The 22,805-nt window shown below is 72.6% G+C and carries 18 protein-coding genes; 7 read left to right on the top strand and 11 right to left on the bottom strand.

The annotated features are described in order from the left end of the window. Window positions 1-11: 11 nt before the first annotated feature. The 7 genes from sepX to ACWCYY_RS14755 form a co-directional block, all read right to left on the bottom strand. Window positions 12-1,115 carry a divisome protein SepX/GlpR gene (sepX, locus tag ACWCYY_RS14785; protein WP_449796224.1) on the bottom strand — a complete coding sequence of 368 codons (1,104 nt, stop codon included), beginning with the start codon at window positions 1,113-1,115 and terminating at the stop codon, window positions 12-14. Window positions 1,116-1,265: 150 nt separating this feature from the next. Beyond that, entirely contained in the window at window positions 1,266-1,865 is a 600-nt protein-coding gene (locus ACWCYY_RS14780) for a GNAT family N-acetyltransferase (protein WP_345282576.1), read from the bottom strand. Between the two features lie 23 nt (window positions 1,866-1,888). Continuing rightward, window positions 1,889-2,428 (bottom strand): MogA/MoaB family molybdenum cofactor biosynthesis protein, encoded by a 540-nt coding sequence (locus ACWCYY_RS14775; protein ID WP_345282562.1) that lies wholly within the window; start codon window positions 2,426-2,428, stop codon window positions 1,889-1,891. Next, window positions 2,425-2,907 carry a cyclic pyranopterin monophosphate synthase MoaC gene (gene moaC / locus ACWCYY_RS14770; RefSeq protein ID WP_449796223.1) on the bottom strand — a complete coding sequence of 161 codons (483 nt, stop codon included), beginning with the start codon at window positions 2,905-2,907 and terminating at the stop codon, window positions 2,425-2,427. Before moaC ends, ACWCYY_RS14775 begins: the two co-directional genes overlap by 4 nt. Before the next feature lie 56 nt (window positions 2,908-2,963). Next, window positions 2,964-4,265: a molybdotransferase-like divisome protein Glp gene (gene glp / locus ACWCYY_RS14765; protein WP_345282558.1), complete on the bottom strand. Its 1,302-nt coding sequence runs from the start codon at window positions 4,263-4,265 to the stop codon at window positions 2,964-2,966. Window positions 4,266-4,284: 19 nt separating this feature from the next. Beyond that, on the bottom strand, window positions 4,285-5,202 hold the full coding sequence (galU, locus tag ACWCYY_RS14760; protein WP_345282556.1) for a UTP--glucose-1-phosphate uridylyltransferase GalU: 918 nt from the start codon (window positions 5,200-5,202) through the stop codon (window positions 4,285-4,287). A gap of 72 nt (window positions 5,203-5,274) precedes the next feature. Continuing rightward, window positions 5,275-6,336, bottom strand: a complete 1,062-nt coding sequence (locus tag ACWCYY_RS14755) for a GGDEF domain-containing protein (RefSeq protein ID WP_449796222.1) — start codon at window positions 6,334-6,336, stop codon at window positions 5,275-5,277. A gap of 80 nt (window positions 6,337-6,416) precedes the next feature. Between ACWCYY_RS14755 and ACWCYY_RS14750 the strand changes: the two genes are divergently transcribed. Then, window positions 6,417-7,004 carry a 5-formyltetrahydrofolate cyclo-ligase gene (locus ACWCYY_RS14750; RefSeq protein ID WP_449796221.1) on the top strand — a complete coding sequence of 196 codons (588 nt, stop codon included), beginning with the start codon at window positions 6,417-6,419 and terminating at the stop codon, window positions 7,002-7,004. Between the two features lie 7 nt (window positions 7,005-7,011). Here the strand turns inward: ACWCYY_RS14750 and ACWCYY_RS14745 are convergent, their stop codons facing one another. Next, on the bottom strand, window positions 7,012-12,048 hold the full coding sequence (locus tag ACWCYY_RS14745) for an HD domain-containing protein (RefSeq protein WP_449796220.1): 5,037 nt from the start codon (window positions 12,046-12,048) through the stop codon (window positions 7,012-7,014). 20 nt (window positions 12,049-12,068) lie between these two features. Then, the gene (locus tag ACWCYY_RS14740) at window positions 12,069-14,798 is read right to left on the bottom strand and encodes a penicillin acylase family protein (RefSeq protein WP_449796219.1); all 2,730 of its coding nucleotides are present in this window, start codon (window positions 14,796-14,798) and stop codon (window positions 12,069-12,071) included. Between the two features lie 546 nt (window positions 14,799-15,344). On the opposite strand from ACWCYY_RS14740, the gene ACWCYY_RS14735 reads away from it, so the two are divergent. The 5 genes from ACWCYY_RS14735 (at window position 15,345) to mscL (ending at window position 20,005) form a co-directional block, all read left to right on the top strand. After that, complete coding sequence (locus ACWCYY_RS14735) at window positions 15,345-16,844, top strand: potassium/proton antiporter (RefSeq protein ID WP_345282548.1); 1,500 nt, start codon at window positions 15,345-15,347, stop codon at window positions 16,842-16,844. Between the two features lie 309 nt (window positions 16,845-17,153). After that, window positions 17,154-18,488 carry an MFS transporter gene (locus ACWCYY_RS14730; protein WP_345282547.1) on the top strand — a complete coding sequence of 445 codons (1,335 nt, stop codon included), beginning with the start codon at window positions 17,154-17,156 and terminating at the stop codon, window positions 18,486-18,488. Between the two features lie 81 nt (window positions 18,489-18,569). Then, a complete protein-coding gene (locus ACWCYY_RS14725) occupies window positions 18,570-18,893 on the top strand; it encodes an FmdB family zinc ribbon protein (RefSeq protein ID WP_345282545.1) in 324 nt (107 codons plus the stop codon). Between the two features lie 267 nt (window positions 18,894-19,160). Beyond that, complete coding sequence (locus ACWCYY_RS14720; protein ID WP_449796218.1) at window positions 19,161-19,493, top strand: hypothetical protein; 333 nt, start codon at window positions 19,161-19,163, stop codon at window positions 19,491-19,493. A 71-nt stretch (window positions 19,494-19,564) separates the two neighbouring features. Beyond that, complete coding sequence (mscL, locus tag ACWCYY_RS14715) at window positions 19,565-20,005, top strand: large conductance mechanosensitive channel protein MscL (RefSeq protein WP_345282542.1); 441 nt, start codon at window positions 19,565-19,567, stop codon at window positions 20,003-20,005. Between the two features lie 42 nt (window positions 20,006-20,047). Here the strand turns inward: mscL and ACWCYY_RS14710 are convergent, their stop codons facing one another. Next, a complete protein-coding gene (locus ACWCYY_RS14710; protein ID WP_345282540.1) occupies window positions 20,048-20,266 on the bottom strand; it encodes a hypothetical protein in 219 nt (72 codons plus the stop codon). Window positions 20,267-20,417: 151 nt separating this feature from the next. After that, a complete protein-coding gene (locus ACWCYY_RS14705) occupies window positions 20,418-21,389 on the bottom strand; it encodes a sigma-70 family RNA polymerase sigma factor (RefSeq protein ID WP_345282538.1) in 972 nt (323 codons plus the stop codon). A gap of 360 nt (window positions 21,390-21,749) precedes the next feature. Between ACWCYY_RS14705 and ACWCYY_RS14700 the strand changes: the two genes are divergently transcribed. Next, window positions 21,750-22,631: a phosphatase PAP2 family protein gene (locus ACWCYY_RS14700; protein ID WP_449796217.1), complete on the top strand. Its 882-nt coding sequence runs from the start codon at window positions 21,750-21,752 to the stop codon at window positions 22,629-22,631. Window positions 22,632-22,805: the final 174 nt, after the last annotated feature.

Genomic DNA, 22,805 nt, shown 5'->3' with positions numbered 1-22,805 from the left:
CCCTCACCTGGCTACTCGTTCGCCGCCCGGGGGCGGGACGGGTAGTCCGCCTCGGCCGCCGCCTCGGCCCGTGCCTCGGCCCGTGCGTCGGCGCGCGCCCGGTCCGGGTCGGCGTACTGGTCGAAGAGCGGGGTGTTGGCGGCGCGGCCCGAGTCCCAGGCGGTGGCGCGGGCGTCCAGGCCCGGAGTGGTGCGCGGGGCGACCGGGGCCGTGACGTAGGTGGGGAGCGGGACGGGCACGGGCTCCCAGGAGTCGGGGCCGGCCGGGGCTCGGTCGCGCATGCCGTCCACCCACTCCTCGTGGTCGGTGGCCTCGACCAGGGCGGAGTCGGTGGTGGCCAGCCGCAGGTGCGGACGGGCCGAGGCGGGGGCGGCCGCCCCCCGGGCCGGGGACGGGGCCTGACGGGGCGTCGGGGCCGCCTCGGCGGGGGCCGGGCCCGGGGCGGGGACGGCCGGGGCGGCGGCCGCCCGGGTCCGCTCGCGCTCGCGCAGCCGCTCGGCGGCGCGGGCCGCCCGGGTGCGGTCCAGCTTCACCTCGTACCGCTGACGCTCCAGCCGGCGCAGGTGGCCGATGTAGAGGGTCAGCAGCAGGGCGGGCAGGGCGGGGATCCAGAGGAAGGCCACGCCGAGCACGGCGGCGGCGACCGCTCCGGCCGCGAAGGCCAGGAAGAGGGTGGTGACCATCCGGCGGCGGCGCGCCAGCAGTCGCGCACGGCCCTCGGTCGAGCCGTGCGCGGTCTCGCGCGCGGGGGTGGTCGTGGTGACGGGGGCGCTCGGCGCCGCTTCGGGCGCGGGGTCGCCGATCGGGGCCCGGTCGGCCTGCCGCTCGGGCGGCTCGCCGACCGCGAACGCCTCGGCGGGCACGCCCGCGAGATCGCCGGCGGGATCGCCGGGCTCGCCGGGGACGGGTCCGTCGCCGGCGCTGGTCTCCTCGCCGAGTGCCTTCGATGCCCGCCGCTCCATGGCCGACCGTCCGGCCAGCAGGCGGATCGCGGTACTGAAGCGTTCCGTCGGACGGGCCTCGTTGAGCTCGTCCTGCCTGCGGAGCCACATCGGCACCAGATAGGCGGCCCAGGCTCCTACGATGACCGCGTAGATAAGGCCGCTACTGCTCACGTTTCACACGGTACGGGCGCGGGGGAAGGCCCGGCAGCAATTTGGCGCGGCGTGTCGTGTGATCAAGCTGATTCTCCGACTATTTTGCCGGTATTTGTGACCACTCGCCCCGGCCGCGATGCCATATCGATATCTATTTCGAACACTTATTCAATTACCGGGTGTGCCTTGGCCCCTGACCCACCGCCAGCGGTTCAGCATGCCCTCCGGGACCTCTTCCGCGGTGAGTGCGTACACCAGGTGGTCGCGCCAGTCGCCGTCGATGTGGAGGTAGCGCGGACGCATTCCCTCCTCGCGGAAGCCGAGCTTCTCGGCCACCCGCCGGCTGGGCCGGTTCTCCGGCCGGATGCAGACCTCGATCCGGTGCAGTCCGAGCCCGGTGAAGCAGTGGTCGACGGCCAGCGCCACGGCGGTCGGCATGATGCCGCGCCCGGCCACCGACTCGTCCACCCAGTAGCCGACGTTGGCCGAGCACATCGAGCCCCAGGTGATCCCGCCCACCGTCAGCTGGCCGACCAGGCGGCCCCGGTGGAGCACCACGAAGGGCAGCATCCGCCCGGCGGCGGCCTCGTGCCGCAGATAGCGGGCCATCTGACGGAAGGTCGGCCGGGCGGCGGCCGGGCGGGCGGCGCCGGCGGGCGGCACCGTCGCCTCCCAGCGGCGCAGCCAGTCCCGGTTGCGCTGGCTGAGCTCCTGCCAGGCCCGCTGGTCGCGGACCCGGATCGGGCGCAACGCGACGTCGCCCTCCAGGAGTTCGACCTGCCAGGAGGCGTTCAGGAGGTGCTCCCCTCGTCGACGGAGGCCGGGTCGGCGGAGGCGGAGGCGGGGTCCGCGACGGCCGGGCGGGGATGGTCCCCGCCACCGAGCTGGTCCACCGCGTGCGGGAGCAGCGGCGTCAGCACGGCGATGCCGTCCTTGACGCCTCCGGTGGAGCCCGGCAGGTTGACGATCAGGGTACGTCCGGCCAGCCCGGCCAGCCCCCGGGACAGCGCCGAGGTGGGCACCTTCTCCCGCCCGTACGCCCGGACGGCCTCGGCGATGCCCGGGATCTGACGGTCGATCACCCGGGCGGTCATCTCCGGGGTCAGGTCCATCGGCGAGATGCCGGTGCCGCCGGTGGTCACCACCACGTCGTACCCGGCCGCCACGGCGGCCCGCAGCGCGGCCTCCACCGGCTCGCCGTCCGGGACCACCTGCGGGCCGTCCACGGCGAAGCCCATCGCGCGCAGGCCCTCGGCGACGAGCGGGCCGCCCTTGTCCTGGTAGACCCCGGCCGAGGCCCGGTTGGAGACCGTCAGGGCCAGCGCCTTCACCGCTGCACCGCCCAGTCGCCGCTCTTGCCGCCGGTCTTGGAGAGCACCCGGACGGCCTCGATCGTGGCGCCCTTGTCCACCGCCTTGACCATGTCGATCACGGTCAGCCCGGCCACCGCGACGGCGGTCAGCGCCTCCATCTCGACACCGGTCCGGTCGGCGGTGCGCACGGTGGCGGTGATCTCCACCGCGTCGTCGGCGACGGTGAGGTCGACCGTGACGCCGGAGATGGCGATCGGGTGGCAGAGCGGGATCAGGTCGGGGGTCTTCTTGGCCCCCATGATCCCGGCGATCCGGGCCACCGCGAGGGCGTCGCCCTTGGGCACGCCGGCGCCGCGCAGCAGCGCGACCACCTCGGGGGAGACCAGCACACGCCCGGACGCGACGGCGGTGCGGACGGTGGTGGCCTTCTCGGAGACGTCCACCATGCGGGCGGCGCCGGTCTCGTCGACGTGGGTGAGACGGGGTGTTTCGGACACGGGAACTCCACGGTGGCGCAGGCGAATACCCGCGCTACCGTACAGCCCCCCGTCGCTCAGTCCGTGAGAAGGACCACGTCGACGTCAGTTCCCGCCGCGAGCCGCGTCTCGTCCTCCGGGACGGTGATCAGGCAGTTCGCCCGGGCCAGCGCGCCGACCAGGTGCGAGCCCTCGCCGCCGACCGGGGCCACCGTCCCGTCCCCGGCGTACCAGCCGCGCAGGAACTGCCGCCGCCCGGCGGGCGAGCGCAGGTCCGCGGTGGTCCGGGCCCGGACCACCGGGCGGTGCACGTCGGTGGCGCCGAGCATGGTGCGGATCACCGGGCGGACGAAGAGCTCGAAGGAGATGTACGCGGAGACCGGGTTGCCCGGCAGCGCGAGCAGCGGGGTGCCCTGGAGGCGGCCGAAGCCCTGCGGCTTGCCGGGCTGCATCCGGAGCTTGCGGAAGTCCATGTCGCCGTACTCGGCGAAGACCTCCTTGACCACGTCGTACGCGCCGACGCTGACCCCGCCGGAGGTGACGATCAGGTCGGCCCGGCCGAGCTGGTCCTCCAGCACCGAGCGGAGCACCGCCGCGTCGTCCGGGACGCCGCCCACCCGGTAGGCGATGGCGCCGGCGGCCTGGGCCGCGGCGGTCAGGGTGAAGCTGTTGGAGTCGGAGATCTGCCCGGGGCCGACCGCCTCGCCGGGCTGCACCAGCTCGCTGCCGGTGGAGAGCACCACCACCCGGGGGCGCGGCACCGCCTTCACCGTGGCGCGGCCGATCGCGGCCAGCAGGCCGAGCTGGGTGGGGCCGAGCAGGGCGCCCGCGTCGAGCACCTTCTCCCCCGCCGGGAGGTCGCTGCCCCGGCGGCGGACGTGCTGCCCGGTCTCGACCGGGCGGAGCACCCGGACCTCCTCGGGGCCCTCGGGCGCCGCGGTCATCGCCTCGGCGGCGATCCCGGTGCCGGCGCCGCCGTCGGTCCACTCGACCGGGGCCACCGCCTCGGCGCCGGGCGGCATCGGGGCACCGGTCATGATCCGGGCCGCCTGGCCCGGGCCGACCTTGGGGAGCTCACCGGCCCCGGCGGCGATCTCGCCGACCACCGGGAGCACCGACGGGTACTGCTCGGTGGCGCCCTGGGTGTCGGCGGTGCGGACGGCGTAGCCGTCCATCGAGCTGTTGTCGAAGGGCGGCAGGTCGACCCCGGACACCACGTCCTCGGCCAGCCGGCAGCCCTGGGCGTCGAGCAGCTGGAGCTCGATCGCCGGGAGCGGACCGACACCTGACAGCACGTCGGCCAGGTGCTCGGCCACGCTCCACATGCGCGGCGGTGCCGGGACCTCTTCGCAGCAGGAATCAGCAGTGGTCCCGGTCATCGCCTCACTCGCCTTCTGGTCAGTCCTGCATCTCGGCGCCGACGAAGTCCTTCAGCCAGCCGCGGAACTCCGGGCCCAGGTCCTCACGTTCGCACGCGAGACGGACGATAGCGCGAAGGTAGTCGGCGCGGTCACCGGTGTCGTAACGACGGCCCTTGAACAGCACGCCGTGGACCGGACCGCCCTCGGTCTCGTCCCGGGTGGCCAGGGTGCGCAGCGCGTCGGTCAGCTGGATCTCGCCGCCGCGGCCGGGCTCCGTCTCGCGCAGCACGTCGAAGACGGCCGGGTCGAGGATGTAGCGGCCGATCACCGCGTAGTTCGACGGGGCGTCAGCCGTCTCCGGCTTCTCCACCAGGTCGGTGATCCGGAAGACGTCCTCGCCGAAGCCGTTGGCCTTGACGGCGGCGCAGCCGTAGAGGTGGATCTGCTCCGGCTCGACCTCCATCAGGGCCACCACCGAGCCGCCCAGCTCCTGCTGGACCTCGATCATGCGGGCCAGCAGCGGGTCGCGCGGGTCGATCAGGTCGTCACCGAGCAGGACCGCGAACGGCTGGCCGGCCACGTGCTGCTCGGCCACCGAGACGGCGTGGCCGAGGCCCTTCGGGTCGCCCTGGCGGACGTAGTGCATGTTGGCCAGCTGGACCGACTCCTGCACGCGGCGCAGCTTGTCCTGGTCACCCTTGCGGGCGAGCAGCTCCTCCAGCTCGTACGCGCGGTCGAAGTGGTCCTCGAGCGCGCGCTTGTTGCGGCCGGTCACCATCAGTATGTCGGAGAGGCCGGCGGCCGCCGCCTCCTCGACCACGTACTGGATGGCGGGTTTGTCGACGACCGGCAGCATCTCCTTCGGGGTGGCCTTGGTCGCGGGGAGGAAGCGCGTCCCCAGTCCGGCGGCAGGGACCACGGCCTTGGTAACGGGGATGCGGGCGTTCGTCGTCATGTGTCAGACCTTATAGGGGCGGAATTCCGCCACACTGAGAGCTGGGTGAACCGATCGTGAACTGCCGAACCGTCAGGAACCCGGCTCGGCGGCGACGGCCGGAGTGTGGGCAGCACCGGCCGGGGTGAGGGTGGCCTTGCCGGTACAGGGCGACAGAGTACCGGGGATTTGTTGCGGTTCCGTGCGGGCCGCATCGGCGGGCTCGCCCGGAACGGCACCCGTGAACACCCGCCGGCGATTCCCGCCGCACTCCTGTTGCCCCTCCGTACTGCCCACCACTGCCCGTTCCGACACACCCGCCGCAACACTTGCCGTGACACCCGCCGTCGCGCTCGGAACGGCCCGTTCGGTCACGGCCGCGGCGGCCCGTTCCGCCGGGCTCGCCGCCGGCCGTTCCGCCCCGGTCCCCGCCGGGCCCGCGTCGGCCGTCCCCCGCCAGCAGTCGCCACCCGCCGCGCGGGCCGCCGCCAGCGCGCGGTCGGCCGCGCGCAGCAGCAGCGCCGCGTGCCCGCCGTCCTCCGGCAGCACCGCGATGCCGACCGCCGCCGTCAGCCCGTTCCCGCTGACCGGGCGGCGGGGGGCCGGACCGGCCGGGGACCAGTCGAGCAGCTGGTGGCGGCGGACCGTCCAGCAGAGCCGCTCGGCCACGTGCGCCGCGCCCTCCGGGCCGGTGTCCGGCAGCACCACCAGGAACTCCTCGCCGCCGTACCGGCCGAGGGTGTCGGAGCGCCGGATCTCGACGCTGAGCCGCTGGGCCAGGTCGCGCAGCACCGCGTTCCCCCGGCCCCGCCCGTGCTCGGCCACCACCGCGTCGAAGCCCGCGATCTCCAGCATCAGCAGCGCCAGCGGCCGGAGCGGCGCCCCCGGGTCGACCCGGCGGGCCCGCTCCACCTCGCGGTCCAGGGTGAGTTGGAGGTGGCGGTAGTTCCACACGCCGGTGAGCGGGTCGCACGAGGCGGTGCGCTGGAGCGCGTCCCGCTCGGCCGTCAGCTCGGCCAACTGCCGCCGCAGCTCCGCCTCCCTCGCCTCGGCGGCCGTCGCCGACCGGCGCAGCCGACCGCCCGTCAGCACGGCGGCGCCCAGCGCGGGCAGACCGAGCCCGGCCAGGGCCTGGAGGAGCAACGGGGTGGACATCCGGGGCCTTCCACGTGACAGGCTCTCGGCACCCGGCGGGGATCGCGCCGACCGGGCCGGAGCGGACCAGGGAGTATCCGGTGCACAACGACAAGGCCGAGCTGAGGACACGGCTCCTCGCCGAACGACGGGCGCTCACCCCGGAACAGCGGGCGCACGCGGCCACCGCGCTCGCCGCGCACGCCGGGGCGCTCGCCCGGCCCGGCGAGACCGTCGCGGCCTACGTCTCGGTCGGCGGCGAACCCGGTACCCGCCCCCTGCTGGACGCCCTGCGCGCGGCCGGCGCCCGGGTCCTGCTGCCCGTCCTGCTGCCCGACAACGACCTCGACTGGGCCGAGTACACCGGCCCCGAGGCCCTCGCCCCGGCCGCCCGCGGCCTGCTCGAACCCACCGGCCCCCGGCTCGGCCCCGACGCGGTGACCGCCGCCGCCGTAGTCCTCCTCCCCGGCCTCGCCGTGGACCGACGGGGCATCAGGCTCGGCCGCGGCGGCGGCTCCTACGACCGCGTCCTGGCCCGCCTGGCCCGCCTCGGCGCCACCCCGGTCCTGGCCACCCTGCTGCACGACCCCGAGCTGCTCCCCGAGGTCCCCGCCGAACCCCACGACCTCCCGGTCCACGCCGCCGTCACCCCCTCCGGGGTGCACTGGTTCGGGGCGGCCGGGGCCTGACGGGCCGTCACTCCGCCGAGGTCGGGAGCTCCAGACCGAACAGCTCCGCGTAGTGCCCGAGCCGTTCCAGCACCCACTCGGCGCTCTCCCCGACCCCGTCGGCGGCCCACTCGAGCCATTGCGTGGTAACCGCTCCGGACAGTGCGGGCAGCTTGCCGTCCAAACCCTTCGAAAGGACCGCCAGGTCCTGCCAGAGCGGCAGCACCTGAGGCACCGCCCCGATCGGCTCGCCGGTCGACTCCATCGGGAGGTACGGCAGGAGCCGCCGCCAGGTCTCGGTGAGCGGCTCACCGAGTCGCCCGGCGATGCTCACGAGATCCAACGGGACGAAGGGGCTCCCGCGCTCGGACAGACGGTGCATTCCGGCGACGGCGACAACGTCCCGTTCCGAGGGAACGGTCTGCGGTAGCGCGGCGATCTGCTCCGCGGTGAGCCCGGGCAGCAGGGCACCGATGGCGCGCAGTCCGGCCAAGGACTCGTACGCCGCGCGCACACCGACCCCCTCCTGCCTTGCGTGGGCCGCCAGCGCCCTTGCGGTCAGCGGGATCCAGACCGGGGTCTCCGGCCAATCGTCGTCGTTCACACCCTCCACACCGCCCCTGACCAGGATCTCCGTCACCGCCCGCGTCGGGCGGAACGCTTCGAGAGCTTTGGGGAGCGGAGCGGGCCTCACCTCCGACGGCAGCCCAAGACGGTCGCACTCCTCCTGCGCGTTCCTCCAGACTTCGGACAAGGGCTGCCTCAGATGCATGCCCGCCATGAAGAGAACAGCCGGAGTGGGCAGCGCCGGATAGTCGGCATCGCCCAGCGAGGGCTCCTTGCCGGAGAACAGGTGACGGCTCAGGAGGGGAAGGTCTGCCCATGCCCCCAGCAGCTTGGCGGCCCGCGGCAGACGGACCCCGGCCCTGCCCAGATCGTCGAAGACGGCGGGCATGGACTGTCGGTCCACCTCGTACATCCGGCCGTACTCGAGGTCACGCAGGGAAAGCCCTTCCTCCAGATCGATCCGGCTGTCACGAAGCTCACGGACCATCACTCCGCACTCCTCCGAGGGCACGTGGCTCCCGCCGCCTCCCCGGGCCGAGTACCGACGTGTGAACCCCAGTCCTGTTCTGTCGGCGATGCCCGCCAGCGAGCTCTCCGCCTCACGGAGAGTGATCCCCAAGTCCGCCGCCAACTGGACGGTCGCTCCCCAGCGCAGAGTCGGCCGACCCGGACTTGCCGCGTCGAGGTACCGGGTGACGTAAGGCAACAGGCCGTCCGGAATCGATTCCCAACGTTCGACCGCATCCACCTGCGGGACCGGCACGCCCAACCAAGCGAACTGGCTGAGCCTCGCGCAGGCGGCCCGGGGGCTGATGCCGAGGCGGGCGGCCACCCTGACCACGTCCTGCGGGCTCCCGACTGGCTGCGGTCCCAGGTAGTCACGCGTCACATAGAGCAAGGCCAGGTCGTCGTCGCTGACGACGTGATCCCGATGCCAATCCGGTGCCTCCCCGAGAGGCACGGGCAGGAAGGGCGCGTACCGGGCACACCGTGCCGCCAGTTCGCCAAGGGAGACGGATCCCATGTGGGACGCCCGCACCAGCCCCCGAAGGTCCTCAGGGGAATGACGGTACTGGTACGCGGCCGTGTGACGCGGGCTGCTCCTGGGGAGGACCAGGCCATCGGTGATCAGCTCGTCGTACTCCGACGGTTCCCAGTCGAGGTCGCCTTCCTGCACGGCCGGACCGGCCAGGCCCGGATGCGTGACCCGCAGACCACGGGTGACCCGGAGAACGTCAGCCACCGTGATCCGGAGTCTGCGCGCCGCCCGCACCACTGAACGCCAGTCCTCGTTCACGCTGGCGGCGACCGCGCTCCATCCGGGAGACGGCACCGGAAAGCCCACGAGGGAGCTCGGTACACCCGCTTGCTGGCTTCTCCGGTCCAGTCCGAGCACGGCCGAGCGCCACGGGGCCACCAGGCTCCAGGCGCCCAGCTCCTCGGTGGTGAGTTCGCTCCCCTTCTGGAAGAAGGCCCGGTCCAGCGGGAACCAGCCGGCCCGGTCCAGGTCAGCCGAGCCGATCGGCTGGTTGTACCGGCCTCGCGCCTGCCCCCGTGCCTGAACACCCCGCCCTCTCCAGCAGTCCCGGACCAAACGGGCTGCCTCCAGGTGGTGGGACTCCAGTTCGTGGAGCCAACCGAGTGTCAACTCCGGCCAACCTGACAAGGCTTCGGCGCCTACTCGCCACTGCTCGCTCTCCCACTGGGTGTCGTACCGCTCCAGCTTCGTCCTGCTCACACTCAGCTCACCCGCATGCGGCCCGGTGAGATTGAGGACGTAGCCGAACGGGCGCCTGTCAGTGGCGATTCCGTCGCAGAGCACCGCCCCCGTGCCCCGAACCCACCAGAGGGTCCCCGGGACCGCCTCGGCGGCCGTACCGGGCGCCTCGGCTTCCTGCAGCGCTCCGGGCTCCCAGACATGTGACCGGCCGGGACCGCCGCACACCTCGAGTCGGAACTCGCTGACCAGCACCAGCGACCTGAGCAGGTCCTCGCACGTCCGCCACGTCAGCGCCTCGTGGTCCCGCAGGTACAAGCGGACCCGGGTACCGCCCTCCGGCAACAGCACCTCACCCGGGCTGCTGAGTTCCTGCACCCGAAAGAGACTCCCGCTCCCCGGAATGAAGACTCGTAGTGCCCTCGGAGCCGGGTACCCGTCACGACCGACCGGGCGGGTCACGATCTCCATCTCGTCGGCCAGCATGAAGTAGCTGAAGACCCCGATGCCGAACCGGCTGTTCGGGTACAGCCGGAGTGCTTTGTCCTGCCGGAGCCAGGCCGCCTGCTCGCGGCGAAACTCCTGCGACTGGCCGAAACGACGCCCGGCCCGGGTGAAGGTCTCCTTGAGCTGCTCGGCCGTCATTCCGACGCCGTTGTCGAGACACTCCACGTAGCGGCCCCGCTCGTCCTCTCCGGCCGCGATCCGGATGCCGCCCTCCCACGGTGCCGGGCGGACGCCCGAACCCCGTAGGTAGCGCAGCCGCATCGCCCGGTACCGACAGGCATCCATCGCGTTCTGGTAGAGCTCCCGTACGGCCAGCTCGCGCTGACCGTCGTACAGCTGCTCCCCCATCAGCAGCCGGCGAACCTCGGTCTGCGCCAGGGTGAAGCGCAGCAGCGGCACGTCGTAGGCCCGCCTGCCCTGCCGCTCCTCAGCGCGCAGCCTCCAGTCGGTCACCCTGGACGGCAGCCCGGTCACGAGGGCGGTCTCGGGAGGCGGCCACCGCCGGAAGTCCTCCCGGAGCAAGCGGCAGAGGCCGTCCGCCTCCTCGACGATCGCGCCGAGGGTGGCGTGGACCGCCGGGTGGGGGCAGACCGCATCGAGGCGCAGTTCATCGTCCTCCTGGTCCCAGACTGCGTCCCGGACCGCGCTGAGGAGTTCTCTCGGGAGCACAGGGTCGGAGACGACGAGGTGCTCGATGACGATCTCGGGGAGCATCCGTGTGTCCACGGCGAGGAGCGTGCCCAGCCGCAGGAGGGCCGAGAGAGCGCGGACCCTCAGCCGGTGGGACCCGCCGGCCACGACGTGGCGCTCGGGTAGAGCCTGGACCTCCGCCTCCGACGGCAGTCCGAGGACCGGCGCAGCCGCGATGCCACGCAGTGCCACCGACAGTTCGGCGGCCCGGCCCGAGGGTGAGGCGCCGTCGGATCTCGCGGAAAGGATCTGCATGGCCAACCGATCGCCCCAGTAGGCGGGCACCGGGTTCTCCTCGGTCTCGAACCGCTCTGCGATCCACCGATGCACCAGCCATAGCACGGCAGCGTTCCGCTGTCCCTCCGCCGCTTCGCCCGCACGTCGGCGATGCGTGCTCCAGATCCGCTCCTTGATCTCCGGGTGACGGGCCATCACCTGCTCGTACTCGCGCCGATGCTCGCTCTCCTCCGCTTGGTCGGGGCTCAGGCCCGGCCCCAGCAGGGCGGCCTGACTCTGCCGCTCCGCCCAGATCGCCTCACGCAGGAACACCCCCGCCACGAGCGCCGCTGCCTCCAGCGCGGACAGCTCGACACCCTTGACGAGCAGTTGGGGCAGCCGGTCACGGAGCACCCGCACCGGGAAGTCGTCGTCCGCCCAGGGATCCGGCAGGTCCTTCTGGGCGAGGTGCACCTGCCGGGCGACCTCGGTGGCGAGCTCGGTCAGGCACTCCTGGAGGTGCGTCACCAGCGCCGCCTCGGCCGCCGGCACCCGCGCCCAGAGCCCCGGCGCGTACACCGCCTCCTGCCAGCTCTCCAGCAGCCGACGGCCCTGCGCCACGGGGGTCGTCCGGGTCTCGTGCTCCAGGGCCGTCCCGTAGTGGATCCGGACGTCCTGCTCCCCGGCCCGCTCGCGCCGGGCGTACTGCCGGGTGAGCCGGGCGGCGGTCCCGTACAGCTCCTCCACCGTGCTGGCCTCGGTGAGCGGGTCGAAGGCATCGGCCAGTGCTCTGGTGAAGAAGCTCCCGGCAGCCGAGTACCCGGCCCGCTGCCCGGGAGCGCAGGCCGTCATCACCGCGAAGCCGCCCTCCGGCGGCCCCTTGGTGATCCGGCTGCCGAACTCCGTGGTGCCGTCCTCCTCCTCGGCCGACCGGCAGGCGTCGATCAGCCAGAGCACGGTGCCGGCCCGGCAGGCCGTCAGGTAACGGCTCAGGTCGGCGTCCAGCAGGGACTCCAGGACGTGCGGCTGGTCCCAGCCGGACGTCCCGCCGTCCTCGGGTGCCCGGGCGTCCGCCGGCACCAGGTGGTCGGTGTCGCCCACCCGGATGCCGTGCCCGGTGTAGTGCAGCAGCACGGTGGAGCCGGGCGGGGCGTCCCGTGCGAGGCCGGCCAGGGCGGCGGTGATCTCGTTCCGGGTCGGGTCGCGCAGGACCTCGACCCGGTAGCCCGACCCGCCCAGGGCGGCGGCCAGCAGCCGCTGGTCGACGGAGACCGCCTCCGCCAGCGGCGGGAACCAGTCCCCCGCCGCCGGGGTCTCCCCCACGCCGATCAGCAGTGCGAGCCGCTCCGGCGCACCCTCCCCGCCCACCCGCCCAGCTCCTTCCGGGTCTAACCGTTCGTCAGGACCAGGCGGTGCGTGGTGGCCTGGTCGACCTGGTCCGGGGAGTACGGCCAGGGCAGCAGGTTGCCGCGCTGCCAGTCGACGGTCTGGTCGTCGTAGTTGTCGTGGTACGCGTGGCCGGAGGCGCCGCCGACGTTGATCCAGCGGGAGGCGTTGAAGTCGCTCAGGTCGACGACCATCCGCATCGAGGGGATCCAGTCCACCTGGTAGCCGGCCGCCGCGTTCCAGCCCGCCGCGTTGACCGCGGCGGTGCCGCCGGAGAGCCGGTACGGGCCGCGGTTGAGCAGGCGGTGCACCAGGCCGGAGGCGATCGAGGAGTCGTCCGAGCCGAGCGTCTGCTCCTTGAGCTCCAGGGTGTGCAGGCGGCCCCAGCTCCAGGTGGAGACGTCCTTGCCGAGGCGGGAGGTCAGGTCCTGGCGGGCGTTCTTGAGCGCCTGGGCGAGCAGGTTGCCCAGGCCCTTCTGGGTCTGCCGGTCGGAGTCCTTGTACTCCCACCAGCTGGAGTCGGGCTGGGTGAGCAGCCGGCGGACCACCTCGGTCCAGCGGTCGCCGCCGTCCGGCTGGGCCTGGCCCGGGTCGCGGGTGCCGCAGACGGTGACCACGGGGTTCTTGTTGAGGTCGTCCTGCGGCAGGGTGTCGGCGGACTTCTGACGGACCAGCAGGCAGTCGCCCTCGGCGCGCAGTCCGGCCGGGAACTTCTGCCCGAAGGCCAGGGTGAGCAGCTGGCGCCAGACGCCGTTGTAGTAGGCGGCGGCGGCCGAGTCGGCGTCCTGGTTGTAGTTCCAGTCCTTGAGCAGGTCCTGGGCCTCGCGGACGTAGGGGTCGTCGATCCGGATCTTGAGCAGCAGCGGCACCAGGGTCCGGGCCATCACGCTGGTGTTGTCGAGCTGGATCGCCTTCATGTCCTCCGGCGAGATCTTGCCGCCGTTCTTGAGGCGGTCGGTGATCTGGTCAGTGATCTCCTTGGCGCGGGTACCGTACTCCCAGTCGGTGGTGAGGACGGGCTTGTAGCTCTGGTCCACCACGGCCTGGTTGGCGGTGACGATGTAGCCCTCGGAGGGGTTGAGCACGTACGGCAGGGACTTGAAGGGGACGAAGTCGTACGCCCCGTTGGTGCCCTTCCAGCCGTAGGTGGAGTCCCAGCCCGGGGCGGGGTAGCGGCCGTCGCCCTTGGTGCGCTGGGGGATCATGCCGGGGGCCTGGTAGCCGATGTTGCCCTTGGTGTCGGCGTAGAGGAGGTTCTGCGCGGGGACGGCGAAGTCGGCGGCGGCGGCCCGGAACTGGTCCCAGTTGGCGGCCTGGTTGAGCTTGAAGACGGCGTCCATGGTCTTCCCCGGCACAAGCGCGGTCCACTGCAGGGCGACGCCGTAGCCGCCGGCCCGGTCGGGCGCGGAGTCGGCGGGGGCGTACTTGCCGACGTTCTGCTGCTCGGTGGACTTGTCGGAGATCAGCGGGCCGCGGTCGGTGGTGCGCACCACGATGGTGCGGTCCTCCCCGCCGGCCACCTTGATGGTCTCCTTGCGGGTCTCGAACTTCCGCTCCTGACCGTCCACCAGGTAGGTGTCCGGGCCGGTGACCTTCTCCAGGTAGAGGTCGGTCACGTCGGCGCCGAGGTTGGTGAAGCCCCAGGCCACGTCCTTGTTGTGGCCGATGACCACGCCGGGCATGCCCGCGAAGGTGAAGCCGGCGGTGTCGAAGCCGCAGGCCGGTCCGGTGGTGCGGCAGTGCAGGCCCATCTGGTACCAGATGGACGGGTTGGCCGGGCCGAGGTGCGGGTCGTTGGCCAGCAGCGGCTTGCCGGTGGTGGTGTGCTTGCCGTCCACCACCCAGGAGTTGGAGCCGATGCCCTGGCCCTGCCGGCCGAGCAGCTGCGGCATCGCGGCCATCTTCCCGGCCACGTCGCCGAGCAGCGAGGCGGTGACGGCGCGGGACTGGCCGGTCGGCTGGGCAGCGTTGGCCTGGCCGTCGGCCGGGCGGTAGGTGCCGTCGGCGCCGACCTTGCCGGTCTTCACGATGGTGCCGTTGCGGTCGTACGGGTACGGCGGGTAGAGCTGCTCGATCTTCTCGGCGCTGAAGTCCTGGGCCAGCAGCGAGCGGTCGATCTCCTCCTGCATGTTGCCCGAGAGGTTCCAGGCCATCGCCTTGAGCCAGGCCACCGAGTCGACCGGGCTCCACGGCTCGGGCGAGTAGTCGCCGTTCACGGTGCCGAGCAGGGCGTACTCCAGCGAGGCGGAGCTGCCGCCGGGGTGCTCCTTCAGCCAGGCGTTCACGCCGTCGCTGTAGGCCTGGAGGTACTTCTTGGTGTCGGCCGAGAGCTGGGTGTCGAACTCCTGCTGGGCCACCCGGCGCCAGCCCATGGTGCGCAGGAAGGAGTCGGTCTCGACCTGGCCGTCGCCGAACATCTCGGACAGCCGCCCGGCGGTGACGTGCCGTCGGACGTCCATCTCCCAGAAGCGGTCCTGCGCCTGGACGTAGCCCTGGGCGCGGAAGAGGTCCTCGGCGGTGTCCGCGTACAGCTGCGGCACGCCCTTGGCGTCGCGCTTCACGTCCACCGGCGCGGTCATCCCGGCCACCTTGACGTTCCCGTCCAGCTGCGGGAAGGAGGCCTGCACCGTGTGCACGGCGAACCAGCCGCCGCCCACCGTGCCGGCGACCAACAGCACCACCAGCACGATCACGAGCAGACGAGCGCGCCGGAACCTCTTCGAGCGGGGCATCTGGTTGAGTCCTTGGCTGGGAGACGGGCGGCCGTGACAGACCACCACATTAGGGCGCACGCGCTTGCGGAGCTGCACTCGGGGCGCCCGTGGTCGGATCAGGTGGACCCTACCGGCCCTTCCCGAGACCGGAATCCGCCCCACCCCGCCCCGCAGGCCCGCCCACCCACGGCGGCACCGAACCGGAACCCGCCCGACCCCGCTCCGCCCACTCAACCCGCTCCGCCCCGCAGCGCCACCGAACCGGAACCCGTCCGACCCCACCCCACCCCACCCCACACACCCGCCCGCCCGCCCGCCGCACGGCGCCACCGAAGCGGAACCCGTTCGACCCCGCCCCGCTCCACCCGCCCGCCCGCCGCCCGCCGCCCGCCGCCCGCCGCCCGCCGCCCGCCGAAGCGGAACCCGTTCGACCACATGTAAAAGAGCAGGTAAAATGTTAGACTGGGTAACGATCCCTGGATGACGGACCGTCAGGTCCCCTTCCGGGGCCTGCCTTCAGACGCTCCATCAGCCCGCCCCCTCACTGCGCCGAGGTGCCCCTGCGTGACTGTCGACGACCTGAACCGCTTCCTGCTCGAAGTCGCCGTGGTGCTCCTCTTCGCGGTCGTCGCCGTGCGCTTCTCCACCCGCACCGGCCTCCCCAGCCTGCTGATCTACCTCGGCATCGGCGTCGCGCTCGGCCAGAACGGACTCGGCATCGAGTTCGACAACGCCGAGCTCACCCAGGTACTGGGCTACGCGGCCCTGGTGGTGATCCTCACCGAGGGCGGACTGAAGACCAGTTGGCGCTCCATCAGACCCGTGATGCCCGCCGCCACCGTGCTGGCCACCTTCGGGGTCGCGGTCAGCGTCGCGGTCACCGCCCTCGGCGCGCACCTGCTGGCCGGCTTCGACTGGCGCACCTCGCTGCTGCTCGGCGCGATCGTCTCCTCCACCGATGCCGCGGCGGTCTTCTCGGTGCTGCGCACCGTCCCGCTGCCGTCCCGGCTGAACGGCCTCCTGGAGGCCGAGTCCGGCTTCAACGACGCCCCCGTGGTGATCCTGGTGGTCGCCTTCGCCACCACCGGCCCGCTGGACTCCTGGTACGCGCTGCTCGGCACGATCATCGCCGAGCTGGCCATCGGCGCGGCCGTCGGCCTCGCGGTCGGCAAGCTCGGCGCCTGGGCGGTGCGGCACATGGCACTGCCCTCCTCCGGCCTGTACCCGATCGCCGTGATGTCGCTCGCGGTCGGCGCCTACGCGGGCGGTGCGCTGCTGCACGGCTCCGGCTTCCTGGCCGTCTACATCGCCGCGGTGGTGCTCGGGAACTCCAAGCTCCCGCACGGCCCGGCGGTGCGCGGCTTCGCCGACGGACTGGCCTGGATCGGGCAGATCGGCATGTTCGTCCTGCTCGGCCTGCTCTGCACCCCCGGCACCATGGGCTCGGCCATCGTGCCCGCGCTGGTGATCGGCGCGGTGCTGGTCTTCGTCGCCCGGCCCGCCTCGGTCTTCGCCACCATGACCCCGTTCAAGCTGCCCTGGCGGGAGCAGGCCCTGCTCAGCTGGGCCGGGCTGCGCGGCGCGGTGCCGATCGTGCTGGCCACCATCCCGCTGGTGCTCCAGCAGGACTCGGCGCTGGCCAACGAGGTCTTCAACATCGTCTTCATCCTGGTCGTGGTCTTCACCCTGCTCCAGGGCCCGACCCTGCCGCTGGTGGCCAGGTGGCTCCGGATCGGCGAGGGCTCGATGGGCCAGGACCTGGGCATCGAGTCCGCCCCGCTGGAGCGGCTGCACGGGCAGCTGCTCTCGGTCGCCCTCTCCGCCGAATCCCGGATGTCCGGCGTCGAGGTCGGCGAACTCCGGCTGCCGCCCGGGGCGGCCGTCACCCTGGTGGTCCGCGACGGCTCCAGCTTCGTGCCCGACCGCGCCACCGTGCTGCGGGCCGGCGACGAACTGCTGGTGGTCACCACCGAAGAGGTCAGCGAGGCCGCCGAGAAGCGGCTGCGCGCGGTGGACGAGGGCGGCAAGCTGGCCGGCTGGCTGCGCGGACGCTCCCGGCCCTAGGAAGGCCTGACCTGGGTTTCGTTCCCCCGCGCCGGTGTTCACCGTGAATTCACCGGCGCGGAGGGGTGGCAGAGTCACGCTACCCGCGTAGAATGGCTCCGTAGATCTTCTGAGAACCGAACTGAAAACACCCGCTACATCTGCCTGAAGCAGAGTTGGCGCGACCGCTCGGCGGCCGCGTCCGGACGCCCCACCCTCGGCCGTCCGGGCCCGGTATCAACCCCGGTCGACGCGCGAGAGGACAGCTCTCGGCGCCGTCGGGGTCACCCACACCCCCACTGCGCTACCAGGCAGCAGGAAGGACCGACCGTGACGGCCCGCCGAACGGTCGACGACCCCACCCGCGTCGGATACGGTGCCCTGCTCCGCACGCCCGGCGCCTGGACGTTCCTGGCCCCCGCCTTCGTGGCGCGGCTGCCGTACGCGATGCTCAGCCTGGGCATCGTCCTGCTGGTCCTGGAGACCCACGGCTCGTACGGCACCGCCGGCAGCGTCGCCGCCGTCTCGGCCGTCGCACAGGCCCTGATCGGCCCGCAGACCGGACGCCTCGCCGACCGCCACGGGCAGGCCGCGGTCCTGCTGCCCAGCATCGCGGTGCACGCGGTCTCGGTGGCCGCCCTGATCGGCCTGGCCCTCGGCCACGCCCCCGCCTGGGCGCTCTTCCTCGCCGCCGCCCCCGCCGGCGCCAGCGTGCCGCAGATCGGCGCGATGGTCCGCTCCCGCTGGGTCGCCCGGCTCTCCGACTCCCCGGCCACACTGAACACCGCCTTCGCCTTCGAGTCCGTCACCGACGAGTTCACCTTCGTCGTCGGGCCGGTGCTGGCCACCGCCATCGCCGCAGGGGTCTCCCCCACCGCCACCCTGATCGCGGAGGCCGCGCTCACCGTGGCCGGCGGCCTCGCCTTCGCCGCCCAGCGCTCCACCGCCCCGGCCCGCCACCCGCACGTCGAGGGTGCCGAGCGCGTCTCCGCCCTCGCCTCCCCGGGCGTCCGACTGCTGGCCGCCTCCTTCTTGGGCGTCGGCACCGTCTTCGGCGCCCTCCAGGTCTCCATCACCGCCTTCGCCGAGAGCGTCGGCCGGGCGGACATGAACGGCATCGTCTACGGGATCTTCGCCGGCGGCTCCATGGTGGCCGGCGTGGTCTACGGGCTGGTCAACTGGCGGCGCTCGGCCCGGCAGCGGATGCTCGCCTGCTACGCCCTGCTGCTGGCCGGCTGCTCCACCCTCTGGGCCATGCCCAACCTGGCCACCCTGACCGTCGCCGCACTCCTCTGCGGCCTGGCCATCGCCCCGACCCTGATCACCGGCTACACCCTGATCGAGACCCTGGTCGCGGACAACGCCAAGACCGAGGCCTTCACCTGGCTCACCGGCGCGATCGGCCTGGGCCTGGCCCTGGGCTCCACCGTGGCCGGACAGCTGATCGACTGGCGCGGCGCCTCGGCCGGCTTCACCGTCCCGCTGGCCGGGGTCGGCCTGGGCCTGGTGGCCCTGCTGGCCCTGCGCCACCTGCTGGTCGCGCCGGGCCCGGCGAGCCGTACGGTGGCCCGGTCCGAGAGCCGCTCCGAGAGCCGCTCCGAAGGCCGCGGCGGACAGCGCGTGGGTGGCCAGGCGGCGGTTCTCACACCGGCGGCGCTGGACTGATCCTGCGGAATGCCGCATCATTGACCATCGTTAGCACTCATCAGGTGAGAGTGCCAGGGGGAAGGCCAGGAGGAAGAACACGTGCCCACGTACCAGTACCAGTGCACCCAGTGCGGCCACGGCCTGGAGGCGGTCCAGAAGTTCACCGACGAGGCACTGACCACGTGCCCGGACTGCCAGGGCAAGCTCCGCAAGGTGTTCTCCGCCGTGGGCGTGGTGTTCAAGGGCTCCGGCTTCTACCGCACCGACAGCCGCTCCTCGTCGAGCAGCTCGGTGAGCTCCTCGTCCGGGTCGTCCTCGTCGTCCTCTTCTTCGGCGTCGTCGGCCTCGGCCCCGGCGGCCGCCCCGGCGTCCTCGGGCGGCTCCGGCAGTGGCGGTTCGTCGAGCTCCGGCTCCGCGAGCTGAATCGATCCTCCCGTACGGCCCGGCACCCCGAGGTGCCGGGCCGTCGGCGTTCTCCGGGCGGGCCTGCCCCGGGCCTGCCGGGCCCGTCGGGTCGGCCGCGTCCCTCGGGTCCGCCGGGTCCGTCCTCCGTACGGGTGAAGCCCGTTGTCCACAGGCCGGGGTTATCCACAGGCGGTGGACGGTGTCCGCCGCTCCGCACCACGCCGCAGCACTCTGATCCCGCGACGCTCCCGCACCGTGCGGGGGCCCGACCAGAGGCGGCACCCGATGACCACCACCCCGCTCACCCGCACCACCGCCGCCACCACAGGTGCCGGTTCCGGTTCCGGTTCCGTCAACGCCCGCACGGCGACCCCCGCCGCCGCCCCCGCCGTGCCGCCGCGCCGGGTGGTGCCGCCCTTCCCGCCCATCCGCCGGGGCTCCGGCGGGCGGCACCGACTCCAGCAGGCCGTCCGGCACCGGCCCGGGCTGCTCGCCACCGGCCTGCTGGCCGCCGCCACCGCCCTGGCGGCCGGCCCGCTGCGCCCACCGGCCGGGCCGGTCCCGGCCGCCGAGGCCGTCGCCCTGCCCCGCTGCACCGGCTCCGCCCCACCCTCCTGACCAGCCCCCACCCGTCCCTGACCAGTGACGATCCGTCAATTCCGGGCCGTGGAATTCACCCGTGACCATCCGTGCTGACTGTCGTTCAGCGCGGCATGAAGGGCTTCAAGGAATTCCTGCTTCGCGGCAATGTCATCGACCTCGCCGTAGCCGTCGTGATCGGCGCGGCCTTCACCAAAGTCATCAACGCCTTCGTCGACGGCGTCATCAATCCGCTCGTCGGGGCGTTCGGCGCCAAGGACCTGTCCGCCTACTCGTCCTGCCTGAAGGGCCCCTGCTCGGTGGACGCCGACGGAAAGGTCACGTCCGGCATCCTCATCCTCTGGGGATCGGTGATCAGCGCGCTGATCACCTTCCTGATCACCGCAGCGGTGGTCTACTTCGTGCTCATCGTCCCGATGAAGCGCGTGATGGCCCGGTACAAGAGCCCGGCCGAGGAGGCCGCCGAGGCCGAGGCCAAGGAGGTCGCGCTGCTCACCGAGATCCGGGACGCGCTGGTCCGCCAGCGCTGACCGTCCCGCCCCCGGCACCACTCCCCCGCGGCTGCCGCGCCATCACCCCCCGTGGTGCGGCGGCCGCTGACTCAGGTACCAGTCCAGCCCCCGGCCCCCGCCGGCGCCGCCCCCACCCTCGGAGCCGCCCCAGCCCTGATCGGTGTCGTCGCTGGTCTGCCGGTCGAAGGGGTCGTCGAAGACCAGCTTGGACTTGGGCTTCGGCTGCACCCCGGCCTCCTGCCCCTGCTGCTCTTCCCGCTGCTCCTGCTGCTCAGCCACCGCTGTCACTCCTTCGTCCGTCTCCGCTCCAGCCTAGGGTCTGTCCCCCCGATGGGGCCGTCCCCGAGGCCACGAACGGCGACGGACCCCGCCGGGGCCGAAGCCCCGTCAGGGTCCGTCTGCTCGTCGTCCGGGGCGCTCCCGCCACCGGTCAGGCCGCCTCGAAGCCCGCGTGGTCCGCGATCTTCTTCAACTCGGCCAGCGCGTGCTTCTCGATCTGCCGGATCCGCTCCCGGGTCAGCCCGTGCTGCTTGCCGACCTCGGTCAGCGTCCGCTCCCGGCCGTCCTCCATCCCGTAACGGGACCGGATGATCGAGGCGGTGCGGTCGTCCAGCCGGCCGATCAGACCGTCCAGCTCCTCGCGACGGAGCATCACCATCACGGCGTCCTCCGGCGAGACCGCGCCGGTGTCCTCCACCAGGTCTCCGAACTGGGTCTCGCCCTCGTCGTCGACCGACATGTTCAGACTGACCGGGTCACGCGCCCAGTCCAGCACGTCCTTCACGCGCTGCTCGGTGGTGTCCAGCTCGGCCGCCACCTCGGCCGGCTCGGCCTCGCGGCCCAGCTCCTTCGACTTCTCCCGCTGCACCCGGCGGATCCGACCGAGCTCCTCGACGAGGTGCACGGGCAGCCGGATGGTGCGGGACTGGTCGGCGATCGACCTGGTGATCGCCTGCCGGATCCACCACGTCGCGTAGGTGGAGAACTTGAAGCCCTTCGAGTAGTCGAACTTCTCGACCGCCCGCACCAGGCCCGCGTTCCCCTCCTGGATCAGGTCGAGCAGCGGGAGACCGCTGCGCGGGTACCGCCGGGCCACCGCCACCACGAGTCGGAGGTTCGACCTGATGAAGACGTCCTTGGCGCGCTCCGCGTCCTCGGCTATCGCCTCCAACTCCTCACGCTTGGCGCCCTTCGGCAGCGTCTTCTCGTCCAGCAGGTGCTGGGCGTAGACGCCGGCCTCTATTCGCAGCGACAGCTCCACCTCCTCGGCGGCGTCGAGCAGGGGCGTACGGGCGATCTCGTCGAGATACATGCCCACGAGGTCTCGGTCGGCCTCAAGGTTGTTCGGCCGGGCCGTGCGAGTCCGGTCGGCCTTGTCGCGAACGACGGCACGAGTGGCCATGCTTGCTCCCTTGCTGCTGGTGCCGATCTGCCTTGGATCCCGCCCCGCCGGGGGTGAGCCGGGGCAAAGGTGTGCGGGCCCCAGGAGGCTCACACGTAACGATCCAACGCACAGAAATAGGACAACATTCCCAACTCACCCAGTTTCTTCCCGGCATGCAGTATCCTGCGACTTTTCCCGCGCGACGGTCGACAGCGCGTGACACCGGGACGACACGGCGTGAATGCGGAGCTCTCCGATCCGCCCTCCCCTCCGCACAACGGACGGACGCCGGTCATCCGCAGCTTCTCCCCACAAAAGATGCCGAATCGCTATCCGTACTGCCTCCGAACCACCCCGGCCACTGGGAAGGTGTCAGTCATGTACCCGTCCATTTCCGGCGCCCGCGCCGGGGCCGTCCCTCCGGCCGTCGGCCGGCCCGGCGACGGGGCCGGACTCCGCCGTCGGCGGCAGCTGCTCGTCTGCACCGCCGTGAGCCTGGGGTCCGCCGCACTGCTCGCCGCCCTGGCCCTGCTGGTCCTCGGCGACTGGGGGCCACTGCGACGGCTGGACGCGGGCTGGATCGCCTCGCTGCACGGGTACGCCCTCGACCACACCGTGTGGACGGCGTCCATGCAGACCCTGGCCGACATCGGCAGCACCGTCACCATGCGGGTGCTGCTCGCCCTCACCGCCCTCTGGCTCTGGGCGATCGGGGCCCGCACCCTGGCCGGCTGGGCGACCACCCTGATCCTGACCGGCTGGCTGGTGGAGACCGGCGGCAAGGAGCTCGCGGGACGCGACCGCCCGCTCTTCCACGACCCGGTCGCCGCCGCCTCCGGCCTCTCCTTCCCCTCCGGGCACGCGCTGACCTCCACCGTCACCTGCGGCGCCCTGGTGATCCTGGTCTGGCCCCGGGCCAACCGCTCCGGCCGGATCGCCGCCTGCGGCATCGCGGGCACGGCCGTGCTGGCCATCGGCTGGACCAGGATCGCGCTCGGCCTGCACTGGCCCAGCGACGTCCTCGGCGGCTGGCTGGCCGGGGCCCTGGTGATCAGCGCCGTCACCCTGACCCTCGAACTCTGGCGCCCCGGCGCCCTCTCCCGCGACGTCCGCCGGGTCGGTCGGCGGACCCGACCCCGTGTCCAGCGGGTGCTCGCGACCCCGGAGCCGAGCGTCGCCTCCGAGCCCGCGGACGACCTCGCCCACGACCCCGCCCCCGACCTCGACCCCGGCGACCCAGCTCCCCGGCACCGTTCCTGACGGTCCGTGAGAAGGATCACACGGGCGCCCCGGAACCACACGGGGAGGGATCGGTCAGGGCAGGATCAACCGATTCACTCCCTATCGGCAGCGGAAAAACCGTCCTGAACAGGTACTTTCACGACACCTCACGCCTCAGCGGCATGCCGACGGCCCGGGCTGGAGAGATTTCCA

The organism is Kitasatospora sp. NPDC001664 (assembly GCF_053596675.1).
Note: the sequence above shows the minus strand (reverse complement) of the source record. Positions and strands in the feature narration are given on the sequence as shown.